This is a genomic window from Bacillus proteolyticus, from assembly GCF_001884065.1.
Taxonomy (GTDB): domain Bacteria; phylum Bacillota; class Bacilli; order Bacillales; family Bacillaceae_G; genus Bacillus_A; species Bacillus_A proteolyticus.
Map to the genome: position 1 here is coordinate 15151 of NZ_MACH01000161.1, position 16068 is coordinate 31218.

The window sequence follows — 16068 nt, forward strand, 5'->3', positions numbered from 1 at the left end:
GAGAAAGCTGTTCTAAATTGGAGCAGCTTTCTTTTTTTATGTAGTTGTGACTAGTGTCGATTTTTGTCGGTAAGTCGATATATTTAGGAAATCGCTGATATAATCTGAGTTGCGCTGATATATTTAGGGAATCGCCGATATAATTTTATCTCGTATTAACGGGCAGTGGGAGATGAATAAAATCCCTACTGATTAAAGTTTCACTTTATTTAAAACGCACGATTTACAACATCTTTAACTTCTTCAAGATATTGTTTACGCACACTATCATCCACAGAAGGAACACTTGTATAGAATGTATGCTCAAGTGTTTCAATTCCTGTAAATTCAAAAATACCAACATCCGCTGTTTTCTTCATTGCGTCAAACATACCGCCTGCTGTGTATACTTCTTTCGAATTTCCCATTGTAGATAATAACAATCCTTTTTTACCACTTAATAACTTTTCAATGCCATTTTCACCGTAAGCATAAGCAAAGCCGTGGCTAAATACACGGTCAACGTATCCTTTTAAAATAGCAGGAAGTCCCGCCCACCAAACTGGGTAAATGAATGTAATACTATCAGCCCAAGAGATATGCTCCTGCTCTTCTTTAATATCTTCTGGTGTATTTCCTTGAGAAAATGAGATGAAATCGGAAGCGCTTAATACTGGATTGAAGTTTAATTCGTATAAATCACGAACGCGTACTTCATGGCCTTTTCCTTCTAATTCACTTTTTACAGTTTCTAAAATAGCATGGTTGAAGCTTTCTGTATTCGGGTGTGCATAAACGATTACATGTTTCATTTTTCTTCCTCCTATTTGTGGATATGTGAGTAGTTTTTTGTATTCGTGTAAGTAGTATGGTTACTTTTGTTGCGAGAGTCAACTTTTCTGACGTGAGAAATAAAATGAAGATTTAATCAGTTAATACGGGATATATGATAGTATATGACAAAAAAATACAAATAAGTAGGGATTTTTCATTTTTGAATAGAATATATAGATTGGTAAATAGAGAGAGAAGGGGATATCGGGATGAATATTATTGAAATTGAAAGGTTAGAAAAATCGTTTGATATTGGGGATAGCAAAGTAAAGATATTAAAAGGTATTAATCTTCAAATTCAAAAAGGGGATTTCGTTTGTATTATGGGGGCAAGTGGATCAGGTAAAACGACCTTACTTCAGCTGTTAGGTGGATTAGATATTCCATCGTTAGGTAGTATTCGAGTTGATGGTACAGAGATTTCAACATTAAAAGAAAAAGAGCTCGCTTTATTTAGAAGGCATAAAATTGGTTTTATTTTTCAGCAGTTTAATTTAATTCCAGTGTTTAGTGCGGAGGAAAATGTAGGATTACCCTTACTGTTAGATAATGTCTCACAAAAGAAGGCAGTGTTGACAGCAAATCGTTTATTAGATCTCGTTGGGCTAAAGGAAAAAGAAAAGCATTTACCAGCACAGTTATCAGGTGGACAACAGCAGAGGGTTGCGATAGCAAGAGCTTTTGCAAATGAGCCAGCCATTATATTAGCGGATGAACCAACAGGGGCATTGGATTCAGAAAATAGCAAAAATATAATTGCGGCCCTTCGTAATGCATGCGATGAGTTAGGACAAACGGCTGTTATTGTAACGCACGATCCATTCGTAGCAGCCCATGCTGATAAAGTTGTTTTCTTATTAGATGGTGAAGTGATTCATGAACATGCTGAAAGTAAAGGGTGGAAATTTCGAAATATCCCGCAACAAGTTACTCAAATTCAAGAGATTATGAATCGTCACTTTAAAGTAGGAGGTAAAGGTGATGCGATGGGTAATTAAGTATGCGGTAAAATCTATGAAACAAAATTGGTTACGTAATATGTTGATTGCCCTCGGTGCAGCTTTAGGTGTTATGTTAGCGACTATGTTATTACTCGGTAACCAATCAGTTGAGCAAAGTGTGAAGGAACAAGTAGTAAGTCGGTATGGAGATTATAATTTACAATTTGGCTATATAAAAAACGATATGTATTTAAATAATGAAAGTTTAAAAGGAATAGATGGCTTAGAAAACGCTGAAAAAATATCAAAAGTACTTATACCATATCCTTTTCCAAATTATAAAGAGTTATCGGGAAAGCCATCTTATTGGGGTGTTGAGCAAGACTCTCCAGAAATGCATTCTTATAAAATATTAGAAGGTCGATATCCGAAAAAAGGTGCTGAAGTGGCACTGACAAAAGGGTATACAGACCGTGAAAATATACGGGTAGGAGATATGATTAAACTGCCATTCCCGCAGCATGGAGAAAAGACTGTGAAAGTCGTCGGGATTTTAAATCCACCGCTAATGGCGGCAATGGGGCATGGGGCTTATTTTCCAATCCAGTGGCTTCAAAAAGAATTAAATCTATCAAACCAGTTCAATCTCGTTCAAGTGAAAACACTCGATGTAAATGTGAAGAGAGCGATTGCTCTTGATGTAAATAAGAAGATAGAAAATATAAAGGTAGACCAACGTACTTATGTCGATAAGGCATTTGAACGACTAAATGTAATGAAGCCATTAATTTTTAGTTTAGGTGGTATTGCCTTATTTGTAGTAGCCCTGTTAATAATGGGAAGTTTCTTCTTATCTGTCAGAAGTCGATTTAAGCAATGGGCATTATTACGTGCACTTGGTAGTAATCCAAATCAAATTATATTAGTCGTTTTATTAGAGGCTTTATGTATTGGAGCAATTGGATCTCTAGCAGGAATTGTTCTTGGAGCGAGTACGCACACAATTGCGGCATCATTCATTAATAAATGGGTGAATATTGAGAGTGCTGGGAAAGAATCATTCTCGATTTCAGGTGAGATTTTACTCATTACGTTTTTACTAGGGATTGTTATGTCTGTCATAGGGGCTATTATACCAGCTTTCATGGTTAGAAAGATTCCTCCAGTTCAAGCACTTCGGCCAGGTCTTCCTAGTAACGAGAAAAAAGAAAAAAGATGGAGTGCTTTTAGTCTTAGCATTTTAATTATTGGTACTGTTATTGGACTAGCGGGTAACGTATTAGAGGAGTATATCGGTTTTAATCCAAGTGCGATAGGAGCGCTGTTATTTGCAGTTGGTTTGTTATTTGCGATTCCGTTATTTATTCGTATGATAGCGCCTGTTATTGCAAAACCTTTGCAAATGATATTTCGAATTGAAACGACGATTAGTAGTCGAAATGTAATTCGTTATCGGAATAAGGCAGCTGTTTCAGTTGCTATACTAGCATTTGGTTTTATGTTAGCACTTGTTGGAACGATGTATGTAAATTCTATGTATGAAGGTATGAAAAAAGGATTACAAAAGCATTTACCAGCGGATTTAGTAGTACGTGTACCGATGGAGTCGCAAGGAATTGAGATTTTACCATTTAGTTGGATGGAGAAGGTTAAAAAAGTTGACGGTGTAGAAGCGAGTGTAGGGAATGCTACTGACTTCACAGCAAAACTTGTAAATTATGACTTTAAAAAAGCGAATCAAGAATGGTATGAACATGCGAAAAAAAATAATCTTAACTATGATTCAATGGAAGTTGTGGGTAACGATATTGTAGCGTATCAGAAAGTAACGAAGGCGAAAGTGATTTCAGGGCAAAATTTAAATAAGCCATTACAAGATGGTGAGGGAGTCGTTACGAAAGAAACGGCTAAAAATTTAGGACTTCAGTTGCAAGATACGATTGAAGTACAAGGAAAGGGAAAAGAAAAACAAACGATTAAAGTCGTTTCGATTATTGAGCAAGGATTAAGGTTAAGAGGGTTGGATATTTTTGTGAATGAACAATGGGCCCGTGATAAGTTTCACGTGCAAGGGTATGAATCGCTTCAAATTATGACTAATTCTAATCAATCATTTGAAGCGATTAAGAAGCAAGTAAAACAAATTACAAATAATAAAGAGAATGTAGAAGTTATAAATAGTTATGATTTATTGAAAGAACAAGAGCAATTATTATCGCAAATGATGATGTTAATTCGTTTGTTAGTTGTAATTATTTTCATCATTTCTGGTATAGGATTAATGAATGCGATTGTCGCAAGTTTACATGAAAGACGTGCTGAAATTAGTATGATTCGTGCGGTAGGAGCTATTCCGAAGCAAATGAGACGGATTGTGTTATTAGAGGGAACTTTACTTGGAGCGATAGCTGGTTGTATTGGCATTTTTGGCGGAATTTTGTTTAGTTACATTGTGTTATCAAGCTTAGAGTTAACGGTTATTATCATTCCGTATAATCAAATGTGCATATTGGCTCTAGCTAGTGTGGTGCTTGGAGCAGGGGCAGCTATGATTGCTTCATTACAATTAAGAAAGTTCAAATTAAGTGATACTTTAAAGGAGTTATCAGCATAAAAGATTGCTACACCCCGCTCATACAAAGAACAAAGAAGACGAATAAAATAATGACAATACCAATGCCGAAGTTAAATACAAGAGTACTATCCATATATGTAACCTCCTTGTTTGAAAGTAAAAAGCACTCTGGCTGGAGTGCTTTTTATTATCCGAATCTGTCGCAACGAACACCCTAGCGTATAAAAAGGGAATAATGCGTTTAAAGAGTTATAGTAATTTATGCATTTATTTTGTAAATGAGCAAGTCCTGCTCAGGTATAGAAAAAAGACACTCTTTTGAGTGTCTTTGATGATGACAAAATGTGCCAATTGCTTGAATTTGATAAGACGTTAATTTTCCGGTTAACGATCTTTCTTAATCAAGAAGTGTAACAACAGCGATTCAAATAAAGTTTAGCATTTTTTAAATGGGTGTGCGTATGTAATTATGCATATTGTAATTAGAGGGAAATTGAGTGTTAAAAATGAATGAGTAAATATATATAGAATATTTGATGAGGAGCGAGAGGAATGGAAATACATAAGTTAACAGAAGAAGAAGCGAATGAGATAAATATGTGGACGTATGAGGAACCGTACAATTTATATAGTTTTTCAGGAGAGGCTGAAGTAATAGAAGAGCTATTAGATGGGACATATTACGGTTGTTGTGATGAGAAGGGAGAATTCATCGGCTATTTTTGTTTTGGAGAAAATGCGCAAGTTCTGGGCGGAAGAGATGCTAATTTATATAAGGGAGAAGATGTAATAGATATCGGACTTGGAATGAAGCCGGATTTAACAGGGAAAGGGATGGGGAAAATATTTTTTCAAGCGGGAATTGCATTTGCTGCTGGGGAATTGAATTCAAAAATGTTTCGACTAAGTGTAGCAACATTTAATAAAAGAGCAATTAGGTTATATAAAAACATTGGATTTCAAGTAGGACCTGTTTTTTTGAGCCGTGGAAGAGAGTTTATGCTTATGGAATACGAAAGGCCGTCAGTATGAAACTGACGGCCTAGACACCTTATTCCGAATGCTCAGCACGGTGCGCTAAACGACTTGAAGCAGCGGCAGCGATTCCGCCAACGATATCGTCAAGGAATGTGTGTACTTTTCCAGATGATTTATCATTTAAGTATTCTAAAATACCAGGTTTTAATTTATCGATATATCCAAAGTTCGTGAAACCGATAGAGCCGTACACGTTAACGATAGAAAGTGCGATAACCTCATCAATTCCGTATAAGCCTTCATCACGTTTTACGATATCTTGTAATGGCTGACTTAGCATTCCTTTTTCAGCAAGGACATCAAGTTCAATGCCTGTAATAAGTGCGTTTTGTACTTCGCGTTTTGATAGTACACGCTCAACGTTATAACGGCATTCTGACATCTCTAAATTTGCATGGTATTTCTTTTGAAGAAAATGAACAAGTTCAGCAATATCGTCAATTGTTACACCGCGTTCTTGTAATAGTTGTAATGCTCTTTCTTGTAGTTGATTTGATTCTTTCATGTTTATCACCTTTTTTTCTTTTTAGTATTTGTATACGTTTCGTTGCTTTATCATGTGCATAGGAATGAAAGGCGAGCACAAGCTCATATATATAAAGAAAAACCATAGGTGGCGACTACGATGATTCAGCATATTTATGAGCATTATCACATGCATGTTAAAGAATTAATCCCCCTTGGCCCCTATAAAAGCTTTTGGATTCGCAACAAAATTTATGTACTTGTTCCAATTGGAGAAATGGAGGAAGAAGTACTTGTAGAGATGAAAAAGCTCAGTGATTATATGAACCAGCAAGGGGATATAACTGTAGCGACTTTCGTTCCGACTATACACGGCTACTATGTAAGTGAGATAGAAGAACAAAATTACTGCTTATTAAAAGGTATGCGTGCGTTAGAACGACATGCTACATCATTAGGAAGTGAGCTTTCTATATTCCATAAACGAGGTGCATTCTTTCCAGAAGAAATCGAGCAATTAAGCCGCATCGGTGAATGGAAAGCATTATGGGAAAAAAGGCTCGATCAATTAGAAAAGTTTTGGCAATCACAAGTGATGAACCACCCTACAGACGTATTCGATCAATTGTTTATTGAATCCTTCCCGTATTACTTAGGAGTTGCAGAAAATGCAATTCAATATGTTGTCGATACAGAGATGGATGATACGCCGCAAATGACTGATGCAGCAACAATTTGCCAAGAAAGATTCACACCTTTATTATGGCATCAAACGAAGCGCCTCAAACTTCCTTTCAATTGGGTGTATGATCACCCAACTCGAGATATGGCAGAATTAATTCGCTATATGATGATAGAAAAAAAGAAAGATTGGGAGCAAACAATCGTCCAATTTGTTACAGATTATGAACGGAATTATTCGCTATCCTCATTTGGTTGGCGTCTATTATTTGCAAGGCTTCTGTTCCCGCTCCAATACTTTGAAACCGTTGAACGATATTATCAAACAGGAAACGAAGAACAAAAAAGCATATATAGAGATCGCTTAGAAGCCATTTTACACGATGTGAACCGCTCCGAGCAATTTATGAAGCATTTTTACGGGTCACTTCGTTTACCAGTTGATAAGTTAGGGATTAGGAAATTAGATTGGCTATCTTAAAAGTATAAAAAAAGAGACCGATGGAGGTCTCTTTTTTTATACTACAATTGTATGTAATACATTATGCCCCTACCTGTTGATCTGCACATATATTTAAAATGAATTGATGTCTTTCGATTTTTTCATTTACTTTACTCAATAATTCTTGTTGGATTTCTTTAAATAAAAATTGATAGCTCGCATTCCATGTTGGTATAACGGATGAAAGTTCTAATAAATACTCTTTTTTCTTTTCTAGTTCTTGAATTGTTAAAAAAGTGTTCCCCATTTTTGGCATGTGTCGTCCCCCTATGTTTTTTAATTTATATGTGTGAACGATTCACTATATAGTATCAATTATCGCATTTTTTGAGAAGGATTTCCAATTTTGTTTTATGATGTTAAAGCGGAAGTGTTATTTGAATAAAAAAAGAGACCCAAATGGGTCTCTTTTTAGAAAACGATTCTGAACGAGCCGCTTCCGCTTTAAATTAAAATACTTGTTCTACTTCAATAACGCCTGGTACTTCTTCAAGTAACGCGCGTTCGATACCAGCTTTTAGTGTGATTGTAGAACTTGGGCAGCTTCCGCATGCACCCATAAGGCGTAGTTTTACGATACCTTCTTCAATGTCTACTAATTCAACGTCTCCGCCATCGCGAAGTAAGAATGGACGTAATTTATCTAATACTTCTAATACTTGTTCTTGCATATGTGGGTTTTCCATTTTTATCGACTCCTTTCATCAGTTTTATTATAATCAAGATAGAGGGGAAAATCTATTTTTTCTCTTCTTGTTTTATTGTCGAAATATTGTATCGTGTGTACAACGTGTTTTTTCAGTATAGGGGTATGGAATAAGTTTGTAAAATGATGTGCTTATGTACTAAGACATCTGAATATACTGTTGAAACAAGAAGTGGGGGAGAAGAAATGGTTAATGTTCAAGTGTATGGGACGAAAGTAATTTGTGCGAGCTGCGTTGGAATGCCATCTTCAACAGAAACGTTTGAGTGGTTACAAGCGGCAATTGGTCGTAAATATGAGGGACAAGAAAATAAATTTAATTTCGAGTATATTGATTTTCAAGAAGAACAAGAAGATGAGGATAAAAAAGCATTCGCAGAGCGAGTAGTGGAGGAAGATTTATTTTATCCAGTCGTTCTTGTAAATGGAGAAATTGTTGGAGAAGGAAATCCACGTTTGAAGGATGTTTACGAAGAAATCGAGAAATATTTATAAAGCATGAAGCCTTTGCGAATTTGCAAAGGCCTTTTTATATGGAGGGATAGATGTGGAGAACGGAATAAAGCAGGCTCTACCAGAAGAAGTAAAACAGTTAATGAATCAGTACATAGTAGAGTTAAAAGAAATTTTTTCGGATGAAAAAATAGTCGGGGTATACATTTACGGATCAATCGCGTTAGGAGCATTTCATATAGAAACGAGCGATGTTGATTTTGTTACGGTAATAAGTGATTCCGTAAATGAAGCTGAAAAACAACAAATTATAGAATTTCATAAAAAGCTTAGTAAAAGTACGTTAGGTAAAAGAATGGATGGTATGTATATTCCTCTTGCTGACTTAGGGAAATACAATGATGAAATGAATGAGTACGTGTATTGTGCAGACGGTAAGGCGAATATAGGTCATTGGGATATTAATGCGGTCACATGGTGGACATTGAAAAATCAAGGCATTACAGTTACTGGGAAAGAAGCTGAAGATCTTCCGTTTCAAATACAATGGAACGATGTAGTAAATACAATGAAATACAACGTAGAACAGTACTGGAGTGGAAAAGCGAAGCGGCCATATTTATTTTTTATAGAAGAATGGGTAGAATCAGCTGTCGTTACGATGGGACGCATTTTATATACGTTAGATCATAAAACAATCGTTTCAAAAGATAGAGGATTACAATACTTATTAGAACGTTCAGCGAAAGAATGGGAGCCTTTATTAAAAGAGGTAGAGCGAATGCGGCATAATCCAGAAGAAAAGAAAAAGTTCTCTCGTTGGAGACGGGCTGATATGACGAAGAGGTATTTGCTGTGTTTGATTGAGGAGTGCAGGGAGAAGTGGTAGGTGAATAATAAAAGCATCCTTCATATACAAGGATACTTTTATTATTTTTATATAATGAAAAAACGCTTTACAAAGAATGAGAAGTCGAAAGATAATATTAAAAAACATATATGTAGGGGAAGAGAATGAGTAAATATCAATTACATATAGATAAAGAGCAACTATGGAAAGGATGTATTTTAAAGTCGATTGCAGATGCAATTTTTGTAGCACATGCTCCTGATTTCTCACATGAAAGTTCATGGGATGGATTTAACTATAGTATGCAAGATAGTCAGGGAGGAACAGGGACAATTACTTTTCATTTGAAGTACACAATCGTATGTCTTCAAGATGTGAATAGTGAGAGAATTGATGAGTGGATTGATGCGGCAAATTATTTTGAAGGGGCGCCTTCGGAAGTGATAGAAATTGCTAAAGAGGAAGCACTCCAATACGTATTAGAAGAGGTAGAGGGGGAAACAGTTCCTTTCATTACGACGGCATTTTGGATTGAGGATAGCGGTACATATTCGATTGATTCATTTGAAGAGATGGCAGAGCACGGTGGATTCTTATTAGAAATCCCATTACTTGATACGGAATCTGCAATAGAAAGATTGGAAGAAGAGTATGAACTGACAGAGGAGCAAATGGATCTTTTACAACTCGTGTATGAGAGAAAAATCAAAAATCCAAACGAGAAAATTATGTTGTCTAAAGAAGAAGTAGCGATGATTGGGACGGATGATAGTGAAGGATTAAAAGTTAGTAAAGCGTCGTTTGAAGAGATGAATATTACTTGGGAGTTGTAGGAGAAGGATATAAAAAGTTTGATAAAGCACTAGTAGAAAGCACAATGTGAAATCACATTGCATTTTCTACTAGTTTTTTCATATACATATCAACTTCATGAAAGAATACCGGCTCCTTTTCCTCGGTATTCAGATGCACGGCGCAGTGTAAATATTGCTGTAAATAGTGATTAGCTTGCTCGTACTGTTTTAAGTTATAGAAAGAGAAACAAGTAAGAAGCAGAAACGCTTTTTCCTGTAATATTGGAACGACAGCTAGTACCGGAGTAATAGAGTGTATATTTGTTTTTGCTAAATTCGCATAAGACGCCCACACTTGAAACCAGTCGGAAATGGTAGAAAGATAATCAGGAATATCGATAGTTTCATGTGAAACATTATGCAATAACGGGTTCTGTTTCATATGTATAGGCTCTATTCTCGTTTGTAGAATGCAATCGAATATTGAAATGTTTTCTTTAATTAGTAATTGGTCCGTTATAAGCTGCGGGAGACCGATAGGGTGAACTCCTATATGTATATAGAAGTCATCTCCAAACAGGCTTTTTTGTATATTGATAAGCTTATAAAATCCATTATCAGCTTTGAAAAATGTATGTCTTTTTTTCTTAAATCCCAGCGGTTTTAAAGTAGCGTGTAAATTTGTAATAAAATCTTGATCCTTTTTAGAGCGAAGCTTACTCTTCGTCATATTCATACGTAGTTAAGTTTTGTAAGAAACTTTCAAAGTTAGGTGCTAATTCAATTATTTGCTCAACTTCATTATCAATAAATATAACTGGAGGGTTTTCAGCAACATTTCGATAGTCTAATGCAATCCATGTATGTCCGTCCCCAGATAAAAGTACGAGATTCTCAGGCATTTCCCACTCCTGAATTAAATAATGGCTCTCTAAAATACTAGATTCATTTTCATCAAAAGAAATGCCGTATAAGCCAGACACATTAACGTGATCGTCTGCCCAAGAATTTGGCTCTAAAGTAGGATGAGCATCAAGGCGAAGTGTTCCTCCATTTTGTTCTTTTAGAAGATTTATGTACGATTCTGGAAGCTTTACGTTCAGTACTTCTTCTGCTTTTTTGATTAGTTCGTTGTTAATGGGTGCTAGTTTTAAATAATCATCTTCTGCCCAAATTGTAGTCTTCATATTGGATCACCTCAAATAATAGTTTTAAGAATCTTATGTCATATATTATAGTTAGTTTGAATAACGAGCAATAGAAAGAGGGACAAAATATGGATGTATTCAAATACCTTGATCAAGTGAATTCTAAAGAAGATTTGCTGAAGTTTCTTATATATCTCCAAAAGGATTTTAAAATGAATAAAGATGAATGGGAGAATATAGAGGTAGAGACTTATTTAGAGGCATTAAATGGTTGGTTAGGTGATTATGAAGGTGTTTATATAAATCAAGGGGAGAAGCTTCCAGAAAATATTCCATGGAAGTTTATCGCCCAAATGTTACTTGCGGCGGCTCATTATGAATAAAATTAGATTTTTAAAAGATAGAATGGAGAAAATAGCATGATTAATCACAATAAAATCAAACAACTTTTAGAATATGTAGATCGTGCTGAGGATAATGAAATTGAGTTAGAGTATGAATTTGAACCAATGACAATAGAACTATTTAATAGTGAAGAGATAGAAAAAGGACAACTTGGTTATAGCTTTGATGGTGAAGGGCAAAGTCTAATCGGGAATGAAGAAGGAGATTGTAATTGGGATAGATTCGTATCTTGGAGATCCGATTTTTGTAGATAGTAATGATGAGAATTGTCCAGTTTATACCGCTATGCATGGTGAGGGAGATTGGGAGAAAGAATGTATAGCGGAACGTATAGAAGATGTTATTGAAAAAGTTAAAGGTAGTTTAAAATAGTGAAAAATTAGGAGGATGTTTCAAAATGATTTTGGAACATCTTTTTTTATGACTATGTAAAATGCTTAACTTAGTGTATTAAACGTATCATTCATAAGTATTTTAATATATTTATAAGTAAAATGGAATAATAAAAGGTTAATTGTCGGAATATATTCGATTTATGTTCATTTTTGTGAAATATATGTCTTTTTTGTTAGATTCCTTTGTTTTGTGTGTATACAATAAAGTTATATAGAAATAAGAGAAGGATGATGTACGTGAAGGACACTGTTTTACAAGAAACAATTTCTACGCAAGATTTACATAAAGTTGTTCAAAAGAATACAGCTTATTATGACTTTAAGTGGGGCAAAGTAGAAAATCCAGCGCAAGGGAATACGTGGAATTGGGTAGCCTTTTTCTTCCCAACTTTTTGGTTAGCTTATCGTAAAATGTATAAGTTGTTTATTATACTTACGTTATTGGCAGTACCTACTTTAATTATAGCTACTTTTATTGATATACCAATGTGGATAGATTTTATCATATATGCTGGAACGATGCTGTTTACTGGATGGCAAGGAAACCGATTATATTATAAGCATGTTATCCGTATGTTTCATAAGGAAGAAGATGTGCCTGAGTATAAGAAAGAGTATTATTTACAATCAAAAGGTGGCGCTCATATCGGGCTTATGATTGCTTTACAGGTGATAGTATTTGTATTCTTTGCAGGCGCTAGTTTCGGTTTAGCTTCTATACCAACTGAACCTAATATTAAAAACGTTGTTCGCTTAAGTCTTGAAGGAGAGGCTTTAGAGTCTATCACAGATAAACCAAATTGGAAGTATGTAAAGAAAGAACAAGATTATGATGTAGTAGAATTTACTGGTTATGATTATGAAGAAAAGAAAAATGTGAAAATTAAATTCGCTGTATATTTAAATGATGATTACTTTGAATGGCAAGAAGTGTATTTAAATAATAAAAAGTTGAGTGAAGAAGAAGCTGAAGAGTATCAAATCTATGTTGAAGAAAATATGTGGTTTTTCTAGAGAGAAACTCGTTCATTTTAAAAAGAAGAATCTTGTGAAGGTTCTTCTTTTTATATATTAGAAAAGTAAATAATATTAGGAGGAAAAGGTAGTATGATGGATGTTCATTTTTATGATTGGGCTAAGAAACGTCCTAAAAAACATTATAATCGATTACACGAAATGAGAATTTTTGAATTGATTTTTTCAAAGAAGTTAAGTAGGTTTAATCTTGGATTAGGAACTGTAGAAAATATTGATATATATTGTCTAGCCAATCCTAATAAAGATACTTCTTATGAATTATGTGAGGATTTGTGGGAGATTTGTATATTCGTTCCTTATGATTATATGCAATTTTTAAATCTGGAATCAGTTGAGGAGAAATATAAGCATTTTTGTGAGTTAGTTCACCTCTATGTCGTACCAGCTATTGAAAAATATTCAACACTATCAATAGAAATGATTAAAGAGTATGTGAATGAAGCGCTTCAAGAAATAGAGAAAGAGAATTACGAGATTGTATTCTTAGTGGATAAAACACCGAAGAAGAGCCCAAGCCGAAAGAAAACGGCTATATTAAAAGGAATTCATCGTTCGGAAGGATTTCAGCTAATGTGTGAAGTGTATAACGATAAAGGGCTAAGAGTGGTAAATAAATTACTCGTAGAAGAAGTAGGGAATGAAGTAGTCTACTCTAGATTTTTAGGTAAACTAAAATGGGAAAATGAGCACTTAATAGTAGTGAGCTCTAAGACAAGTAGTTGGATGGAAGAAGTACATGTCGAATAAGCTAATTAACGAAAAATGTGAATACAAAACACCATACGAATTGAAATTTTGTAAAATACAATAAAAAATGAGAATTTGAGGTAGGCTTGTCAATAACGCGAGACTATGGCAGTATAAAGAAATGCTATACAAATTTTATTTATCGAGATGTAAACGTCAATTTTGATTTTTACGTATAAATAATGAACGGAGGAAATGAATTTATGGCTACTTTACCAAATTGTCCAAAATGTAATTCAGAATACACGTATGAGGATGGCGTTCTTTTCGTATGTCCAGAATGTGCGCATGAGTGGGGCAAAGAAGCAGAAGCTGAAAGTAATGAAGGTGCAAAAGTTGTAAAAGATGCGAACGGAAACGTTCTTCAAGACGGTGATGCTGTTACTGTAATTAAAGATTTAAAAGTAAAAGGAACTTCTTCAGTTGTAAAGATTGGTACGAAAGTAAAGAGTATTCGTCTAGTTGAAGGAGATCACGATATTGATTGTAAAATCGACGGTTTCGGAGCTATGAAGTTAAAATCACAGTTCGTTAAGAAGGCGTAAGATTAGCAAAGAAAAAAGACGCTCTGTAAGTAACTTGCAGAGCGCCTTTTTTATGATTGGACTTCAACTTCTTTCAACTGACACCGCTTATTAAAGAACGTTTTATATCCAAGTTGCAAGAAGATAATAACAGAGAAAGCTGTACTTCCAGAAATACCAAGTATAATTGCGATTTGATATTGGATAGCTGTAAATGGTGATACACCGGATAAAATTTGTCCTGTCATCATGCCTGGAAGACTTATAATTCCCATTCCGACCATAGAATTGATTGTCGGTAAAATAGCAGAATCGAAAGCGTCCCGTATGAGCGGGGCAGCTGCTTGTTTTGGAGTTGCCCCAAGCATAAGTGCACCTTCAATATGGTCTCTTTGTGATTTCATGCTGCTTAAAAAGGCATTTGCCCCGAGGCAAATGCCTGTCATAGCATTACCGATTAGCATACCGGCAATAGGAACGATATATTGCGGAGCATACCAAGGATCGTGTCCGATAATAACAAAGATAAATAGTAGAAGAGGGCCAATTGATCCAGCAATCATGGAGAGGGCGGCTACTCGTTTTAATTCTTTTGACATTGGAATATTAACTCGTTTATAAATATTGAAAATCGCAAATGTAGTAATAGAAGTAATGAGAGCTATTGTATAAAACGGATTACTATTTTCAAATATGTATGTAAGGACATATGCGACTAGTACGAGCTGAATTGTCATACGTAATGTAGCAATTGTAATTTGTTTCTCACGCGGTATTCCTTTTAATTTCACAAGCCCGATTAAAATAAGAATGAAAATATATGCAGCTGCAAGTTGCCAAATTTGTAGTTCAATAACGCCCTTCAATTGAGAGCACTTCCTTTCTAGTTGCACCGTTTGTTTTACTAATTTCAATAATATCGTCTGCGATTTCTTCTGGAAGTTGTTGTGAGTGCGTGATGAAGATAACTGTTTTTTTCTTTTCTCTTGCCAATAGAGTGAATTGTTTCATAACGCGTCGTTCTGTGTCACTATCTAGTGCCGAAGTTGGTTCATCTAATAAATAGACGGGTGGGTCCATTAGTACAATACGAGCGAAAGCAAGTCTTTGTTTTTCACCGCCTGATAAAGAAGAGGCGCTATCTTCTAATTTTTTATCTAGGCTAACAGTCGTTAATGCGCCCCGCAGGGCATCGTCATTTGGAAATGGCTTTTCAGAAAGGCGCAGTCCCATTAATAAATTATCTTTAATTGTTCCATCAAAAATAGGTGGAGTTTGTCCGAGCATGACAACTTCACGTCGTAATTGAATGGGAGGATAATCTAAAATAGATTTTCCATTATATTCAATTGTTCCAGATGTTGGTGATTGTAAATCATTTAACATACGAAGTAATGTGCTTTTTCCACTACCACTCTCACCGATAATACAAGTTATTTTTTCTTGTTGAATTTGTAAATAAGGAATGTGTAGAATATTTTTATATTTGATGTCTTTTAATATAAACATAAATTGCTCCTTTCTGATTCTAGTTATATCGTATCAAAAAGAGAGAAAAATAGAAAAATAAAGTCTATTCAGAGGGAACATCTTTTTTCTTTTTTTGTAGGATTAGATCGTCTTGAGACGGAAGTTAGCTTCGTTAATAAGTTTAGCAAGCGATCTAAGTCTTGACTGAGAGAAATGACTTTATCGTGAGTAAATCCATACTTTTCAACGAGGTGGATTAATTCCCTCTTTTTCACTTCTATGCGATTATTTAGTTTTGTTAAGTTCATAAGTGAAATGAAATGCCTCCTATTATGTGTAGTACTTATAGCATAAAAAATAAGACCGAACGTATTCGGTCCTAAAGAAAATAATAAAATGAAATAACTATTACATATAGTATACACTTCCAATTATAGATTTTTATATTGAAATAAATAAATTTATTAAATTATATTGATAAAGTTATTTTTTTTAAAATGAATAGAAAAAGGCTGTCTACATA

General features: G+C 34.8%; 20 protein-coding genes and 1 pseudogene. 12 read left to right on the forward strand and 9 right to left on the reverse strand.

Features of this window, described 5'->3' with window-relative positions; genetic code table 11:
• Positions 1–209: 209 nt before the first annotated feature.
• Positions 210–791, reverse strand: a complete 582-nt coding sequence (locus tag BAQ49_RS29610; protein ID WP_071748206.1) for an NAD(P)H-dependent oxidoreductase — start codon at positions 789–791, stop codon at positions 210–212.
• A gap of 231 nt (positions 792–1022) precedes the next feature.
• On the opposite strand from BAQ49_RS29610, the gene BAQ49_RS29615 reads away from it, so the two are divergent.
• The 3 genes from BAQ49_RS29615 to BAQ49_RS29630 all read left to right on the forward strand — a co-directional run bounded on the left by BAQ49_RS29615 (position 1023) and on the right by BAQ49_RS29630 (position 5361).
• Entirely contained in the window at positions 1023–1811 is a 789-nt protein-coding gene (locus BAQ49_RS29615) for an ABC transporter ATP-binding protein (protein WP_071748207.1), read from the forward strand.
• Positions 1795–4368, forward strand: a complete 2574-nt coding sequence (locus BAQ49_RS29620; RefSeq protein ID WP_071748208.1) for an FtsX-like permease family protein — start codon at positions 1795–1797, stop codon at positions 4366–4368. The genes BAQ49_RS29615 and BAQ49_RS29620 overlap by 17 nt, the downstream gene beginning before the upstream one ends.
• 513 nt (positions 4369–4881) lie before the next feature.
• Positions 4882–5361 (forward strand): GNAT family N-acetyltransferase, encoded by a 480-nt coding sequence (locus tag BAQ49_RS29630; protein ID WP_071748209.1) that lies wholly within the window; start codon positions 4882–4884, stop codon positions 5359–5361.
• A 19-nt stretch (positions 5362–5380) separates the two neighbouring features.
• On the opposite strand, the gene BAQ49_RS29635 is transcribed toward BAQ49_RS29630, so the two are convergent.
• Positions 5381–5872: a phosphatidylglycerophosphatase A family protein gene (locus BAQ49_RS29635; RefSeq protein WP_044740520.1), complete on the reverse strand. Its 492-nt coding sequence runs from the start codon at positions 5870–5872 to the stop codon at positions 5381–5383.
• A gap of 120 nt (positions 5873–5992) precedes the next feature.
• Here BAQ49_RS29635 and yutH point away from each other — a divergent pair, with 120 nt between their 5' ends.
• A complete protein-coding gene (gene yutH / locus BAQ49_RS29640; protein WP_071748210.1) occupies positions 5993–6994 on the forward strand; it encodes a spore coat putative kinase YutH in 1002 nt (333 codons plus the stop codon).
• Between the two features lie 61 nt (positions 6995–7055).
• Here yutH and BAQ49_RS29645 read toward each other — a convergent pair whose 3' ends face one another.
• Positions 7056–7271, reverse strand: a complete 216-nt coding sequence (locus BAQ49_RS29645; RefSeq protein ID WP_016718816.1) for a hypothetical protein — start codon at positions 7269–7271, stop codon at positions 7056–7058.
• A 193-nt stretch (positions 7272–7464) separates the two neighbouring features.
• On the reverse strand, positions 7465–7701 hold the full coding sequence (locus tag BAQ49_RS29650) for a NifU family protein (RefSeq protein ID WP_000431159.1): 237 nt from the start codon (positions 7699–7701) through the stop codon (positions 7465–7467).
• A gap of 206 nt (positions 7702–7907) precedes the next feature.
• Between BAQ49_RS29650 and BAQ49_RS29655 the strand changes: the two genes are divergently transcribed.
• The 3 genes from BAQ49_RS29655 to BAQ49_RS29665 all read left to right on the forward strand — a co-directional run bounded on the left by BAQ49_RS29655 (position 7908) and on the right by BAQ49_RS29665 (position 9857).
• Complete coding sequence (locus BAQ49_RS29655) at positions 7908–8216, forward strand: YuzD family protein (protein ID WP_000248590.1); 309 nt, start codon at positions 7908–7910, stop codon at positions 8214–8216.
• Positions 8217–8262: 46 nt separating this feature from the next.
• Positions 8263–9063 carry a nucleotidyltransferase domain-containing protein gene (locus tag BAQ49_RS29660; protein WP_244159154.1) on the forward strand — a complete coding sequence of 267 codons (801 nt, stop codon included), beginning with the start codon at positions 8263–8265 and terminating at the stop codon, positions 9061–9063.
• A 125-nt stretch (positions 9064–9188) separates the two neighbouring features.
• On the forward strand, positions 9189–9857 hold the full coding sequence (locus BAQ49_RS29665; RefSeq protein ID WP_071748212.1) for a hypothetical protein: 669 nt from the start codon (positions 9189–9191) through the stop codon (positions 9855–9857).
• 52 nt (positions 9858–9909) lie between these two features.
• On the opposite strand, the gene BAQ49_RS29670 is transcribed toward BAQ49_RS29665, so the two are convergent.
• Together BAQ49_RS29670 and BAQ49_RS29675 are read right to left on the reverse strand one after the other, a co-directional pair.
• Positions 9910–10548, reverse strand: a complete 639-nt coding sequence (locus BAQ49_RS29670) for a DUF4304 domain-containing protein (RefSeq protein ID WP_071748213.1) — start codon at positions 10546–10548, stop codon at positions 9910–9912.
• Positions 10535–11005 carry an SMI1/KNR4 family protein gene (locus BAQ49_RS29675; protein ID WP_071748214.1) on the reverse strand — a complete coding sequence of 157 codons (471 nt, stop codon included), beginning with the start codon at positions 11003–11005 and terminating at the stop codon, positions 10535–10537. The genes BAQ49_RS29670 and BAQ49_RS29675 overlap by 14 nt, the downstream gene beginning before the upstream one ends.
• Positions 11006–11094: 89 nt before the next feature.
• On the opposite strand from BAQ49_RS29675, the gene BAQ49_RS29680 reads away from it, so the two are divergent.
• The 5 genes and pseudogenes from BAQ49_RS29680 (at position 11095) to phnA (ending at position 14096) form a co-directional block, all read left to right on the forward strand.
• Positions 11095–11349, forward strand: a complete 255-nt coding sequence (locus BAQ49_RS29680) for a DUF7660 family protein (RefSeq protein WP_071748215.1) — start codon at positions 11095–11097, stop codon at positions 11347–11349.
• 36 nt (positions 11350–11385) lie between these two features.
• Positions 11386–11743, forward strand: a pseudogene (locus BAQ49_RS29685) (hypothetical protein).
• Positions 11744–11997: 254 nt separating this feature from the next.
• Positions 11998–12780, forward strand: coding sequence for a DUF2628 domain-containing protein (locus BAQ49_RS29690; protein WP_084667618.1), 783 nt, complete (start codon positions 11998–12000; stop codon positions 12778–12780).
• Positions 12781–12873: 93 nt separating this feature from the next.
• A complete protein-coding gene (locus BAQ49_RS29695; protein WP_071748216.1) occupies positions 12874–13551 on the forward strand; it encodes a hypothetical protein in 678 nt (225 codons plus the stop codon).
• A gap of 203 nt (positions 13552–13754) precedes the next feature.
• Positions 13755–14096 carry an alkylphosphonate utilization operon protein PhnA gene (gene phnA / locus BAQ49_RS29700; protein WP_000212734.1) on the forward strand — a complete coding sequence of 114 codons (342 nt, stop codon included), beginning with the start codon at positions 13755–13757 and terminating at the stop codon, positions 14094–14096.
• Between the two features lie 50 nt (positions 14097–14146).
• Here phnA and BAQ49_RS29705 read toward each other — a convergent pair whose 3' ends face one another.
• From BAQ49_RS29705 to BAQ49_RS29715, 3 genes are all read right to left on the reverse strand, one after another.
• Positions 14147–14941 (reverse strand): ABC transporter permease, encoded by a 795-nt coding sequence (locus BAQ49_RS29705; RefSeq protein WP_071748217.1) that lies wholly within the window; start codon positions 14939–14941, stop codon positions 14147–14149.
• Positions 14925–15584 carry an ABC transporter ATP-binding protein gene (locus BAQ49_RS29710; protein WP_071748218.1) on the reverse strand — a complete coding sequence of 220 codons (660 nt, stop codon included), beginning with the start codon at positions 15582–15584 and terminating at the stop codon, positions 14925–14927. Before BAQ49_RS29710 ends, BAQ49_RS29705 begins: the two co-directional genes overlap by 17 nt.
• Positions 15585–15652: 68 nt before the next feature.
• Complete coding sequence (locus BAQ49_RS29715; protein WP_071748219.1) at positions 15653–15853, reverse strand: aspartyl-phosphate phosphatase Spo0E family protein; 201 nt, start codon at positions 15851–15853, stop codon at positions 15653–15655.
• Between the last annotated feature and the right edge of the window lie 215 nt (positions 15854–16068).

Coding starts and splice junctions, on each gene's coding strand:
- BAQ49_RS29710 (WP_071748218.1), bottom strand. CDS start 15,584: ATGTTTATATTAAAAGACATCAAATATAAAAATATTCTACACATTCCT.
- BAQ49_RS29690 (WP_084667618.1), top strand. CDS start 11,998: ATGTACGTGAAGGACACTGTTTTACAAGAAACAATTTCTACGCAAGAT.
- BAQ49_RS29680 (WP_071748215.1), top strand. CDS start 11,095: ATGGATGTATTCAAATACCTTGATCAAGTGAATTCTAAAGAAGATTTG.
- yutH (WP_071748210.1), top strand. CDS start 5,993: ATGATTCAGCATATTTATGAGCATTATCACATGCATGTTAAAGAATTA.
- BAQ49_RS29670 (WP_071748213.1), bottom strand. CDS start 10,548: ATGACGAAGAGTAAGCTTCGCTCTAAAAAGGATCAAGATTTTATTACA.
- BAQ49_RS29655 (WP_000248590.1), top strand. CDS start 7,908: ATGGTTAATGTTCAAGTGTATGGGACGAAAGTAATTTGTGCGAGCTGC.
- BAQ49_RS29665 (WP_071748212.1), top strand. CDS start 9,189: ATGAGTAAATATCAATTACATATAGATAAAGAGCAACTATGGAAAGGA.
- phnA (WP_000212734.1), top strand. CDS start 13,755: ATGGCTACTTTACCAAATTGTCCAAAATGTAATTCAGAATACACGTAT.
- BAQ49_RS29695 (WP_071748216.1), top strand. CDS start 12,874: ATGATGGATGTTCATTTTTATGATTGGGCTAAGAAACGTCCTAAAAAA.
- BAQ49_RS29645 (WP_016718816.1), bottom strand. CDS start 7,271: ATGCCAAAAATGGGGAACACTTTTTTAACAATTCAAGAACTAGAAAAG.
- BAQ49_RS29630 (WP_071748209.1), top strand. CDS start 4,882: ATGGAAATACATAAGTTAACAGAAGAAGAAGCGAATGAGATAAATATG.
- BAQ49_RS29675 (WP_071748214.1), bottom strand. CDS start 11,005: ATGAAGACTACAATTTGGGCAGAAGATGATTATTTAAAACTAGCACCC.
- BAQ49_RS29610 (WP_071748206.1), bottom strand. CDS start 791: ATGAAACATGTAATCGTTTATGCACACCCGAATACAGAAAGCTTCAAC.
- BAQ49_RS29715 (WP_071748219.1), bottom strand. CDS start 15,853: ATGAACTTAACAAAACTAAATAATCGCATAGAAGTGAAAAAGAGGGAA.
- BAQ49_RS29615 (WP_071748207.1), top strand. CDS start 1,023: ATGAATATTATTGAAATTGAAAGGTTAGAAAAATCGTTTGATATTGGG.
- BAQ49_RS29650 (WP_000431159.1), bottom strand. CDS start 7,701: ATGGAAAACCCACATATGCAAGAACAAGTATTAGAAGTATTAGATAAA.
- BAQ49_RS29620 (WP_071748208.1), top strand. CDS start 1,795: ATGCGATGGGTAATTAAGTATGCGGTAAAATCTATGAAACAAAATTGG.
- BAQ49_RS29635 (WP_044740520.1), bottom strand. CDS start 5,872: ATGAAAGAATCAAATCAACTACAAGAAAGAGCATTACAACTATTACAA.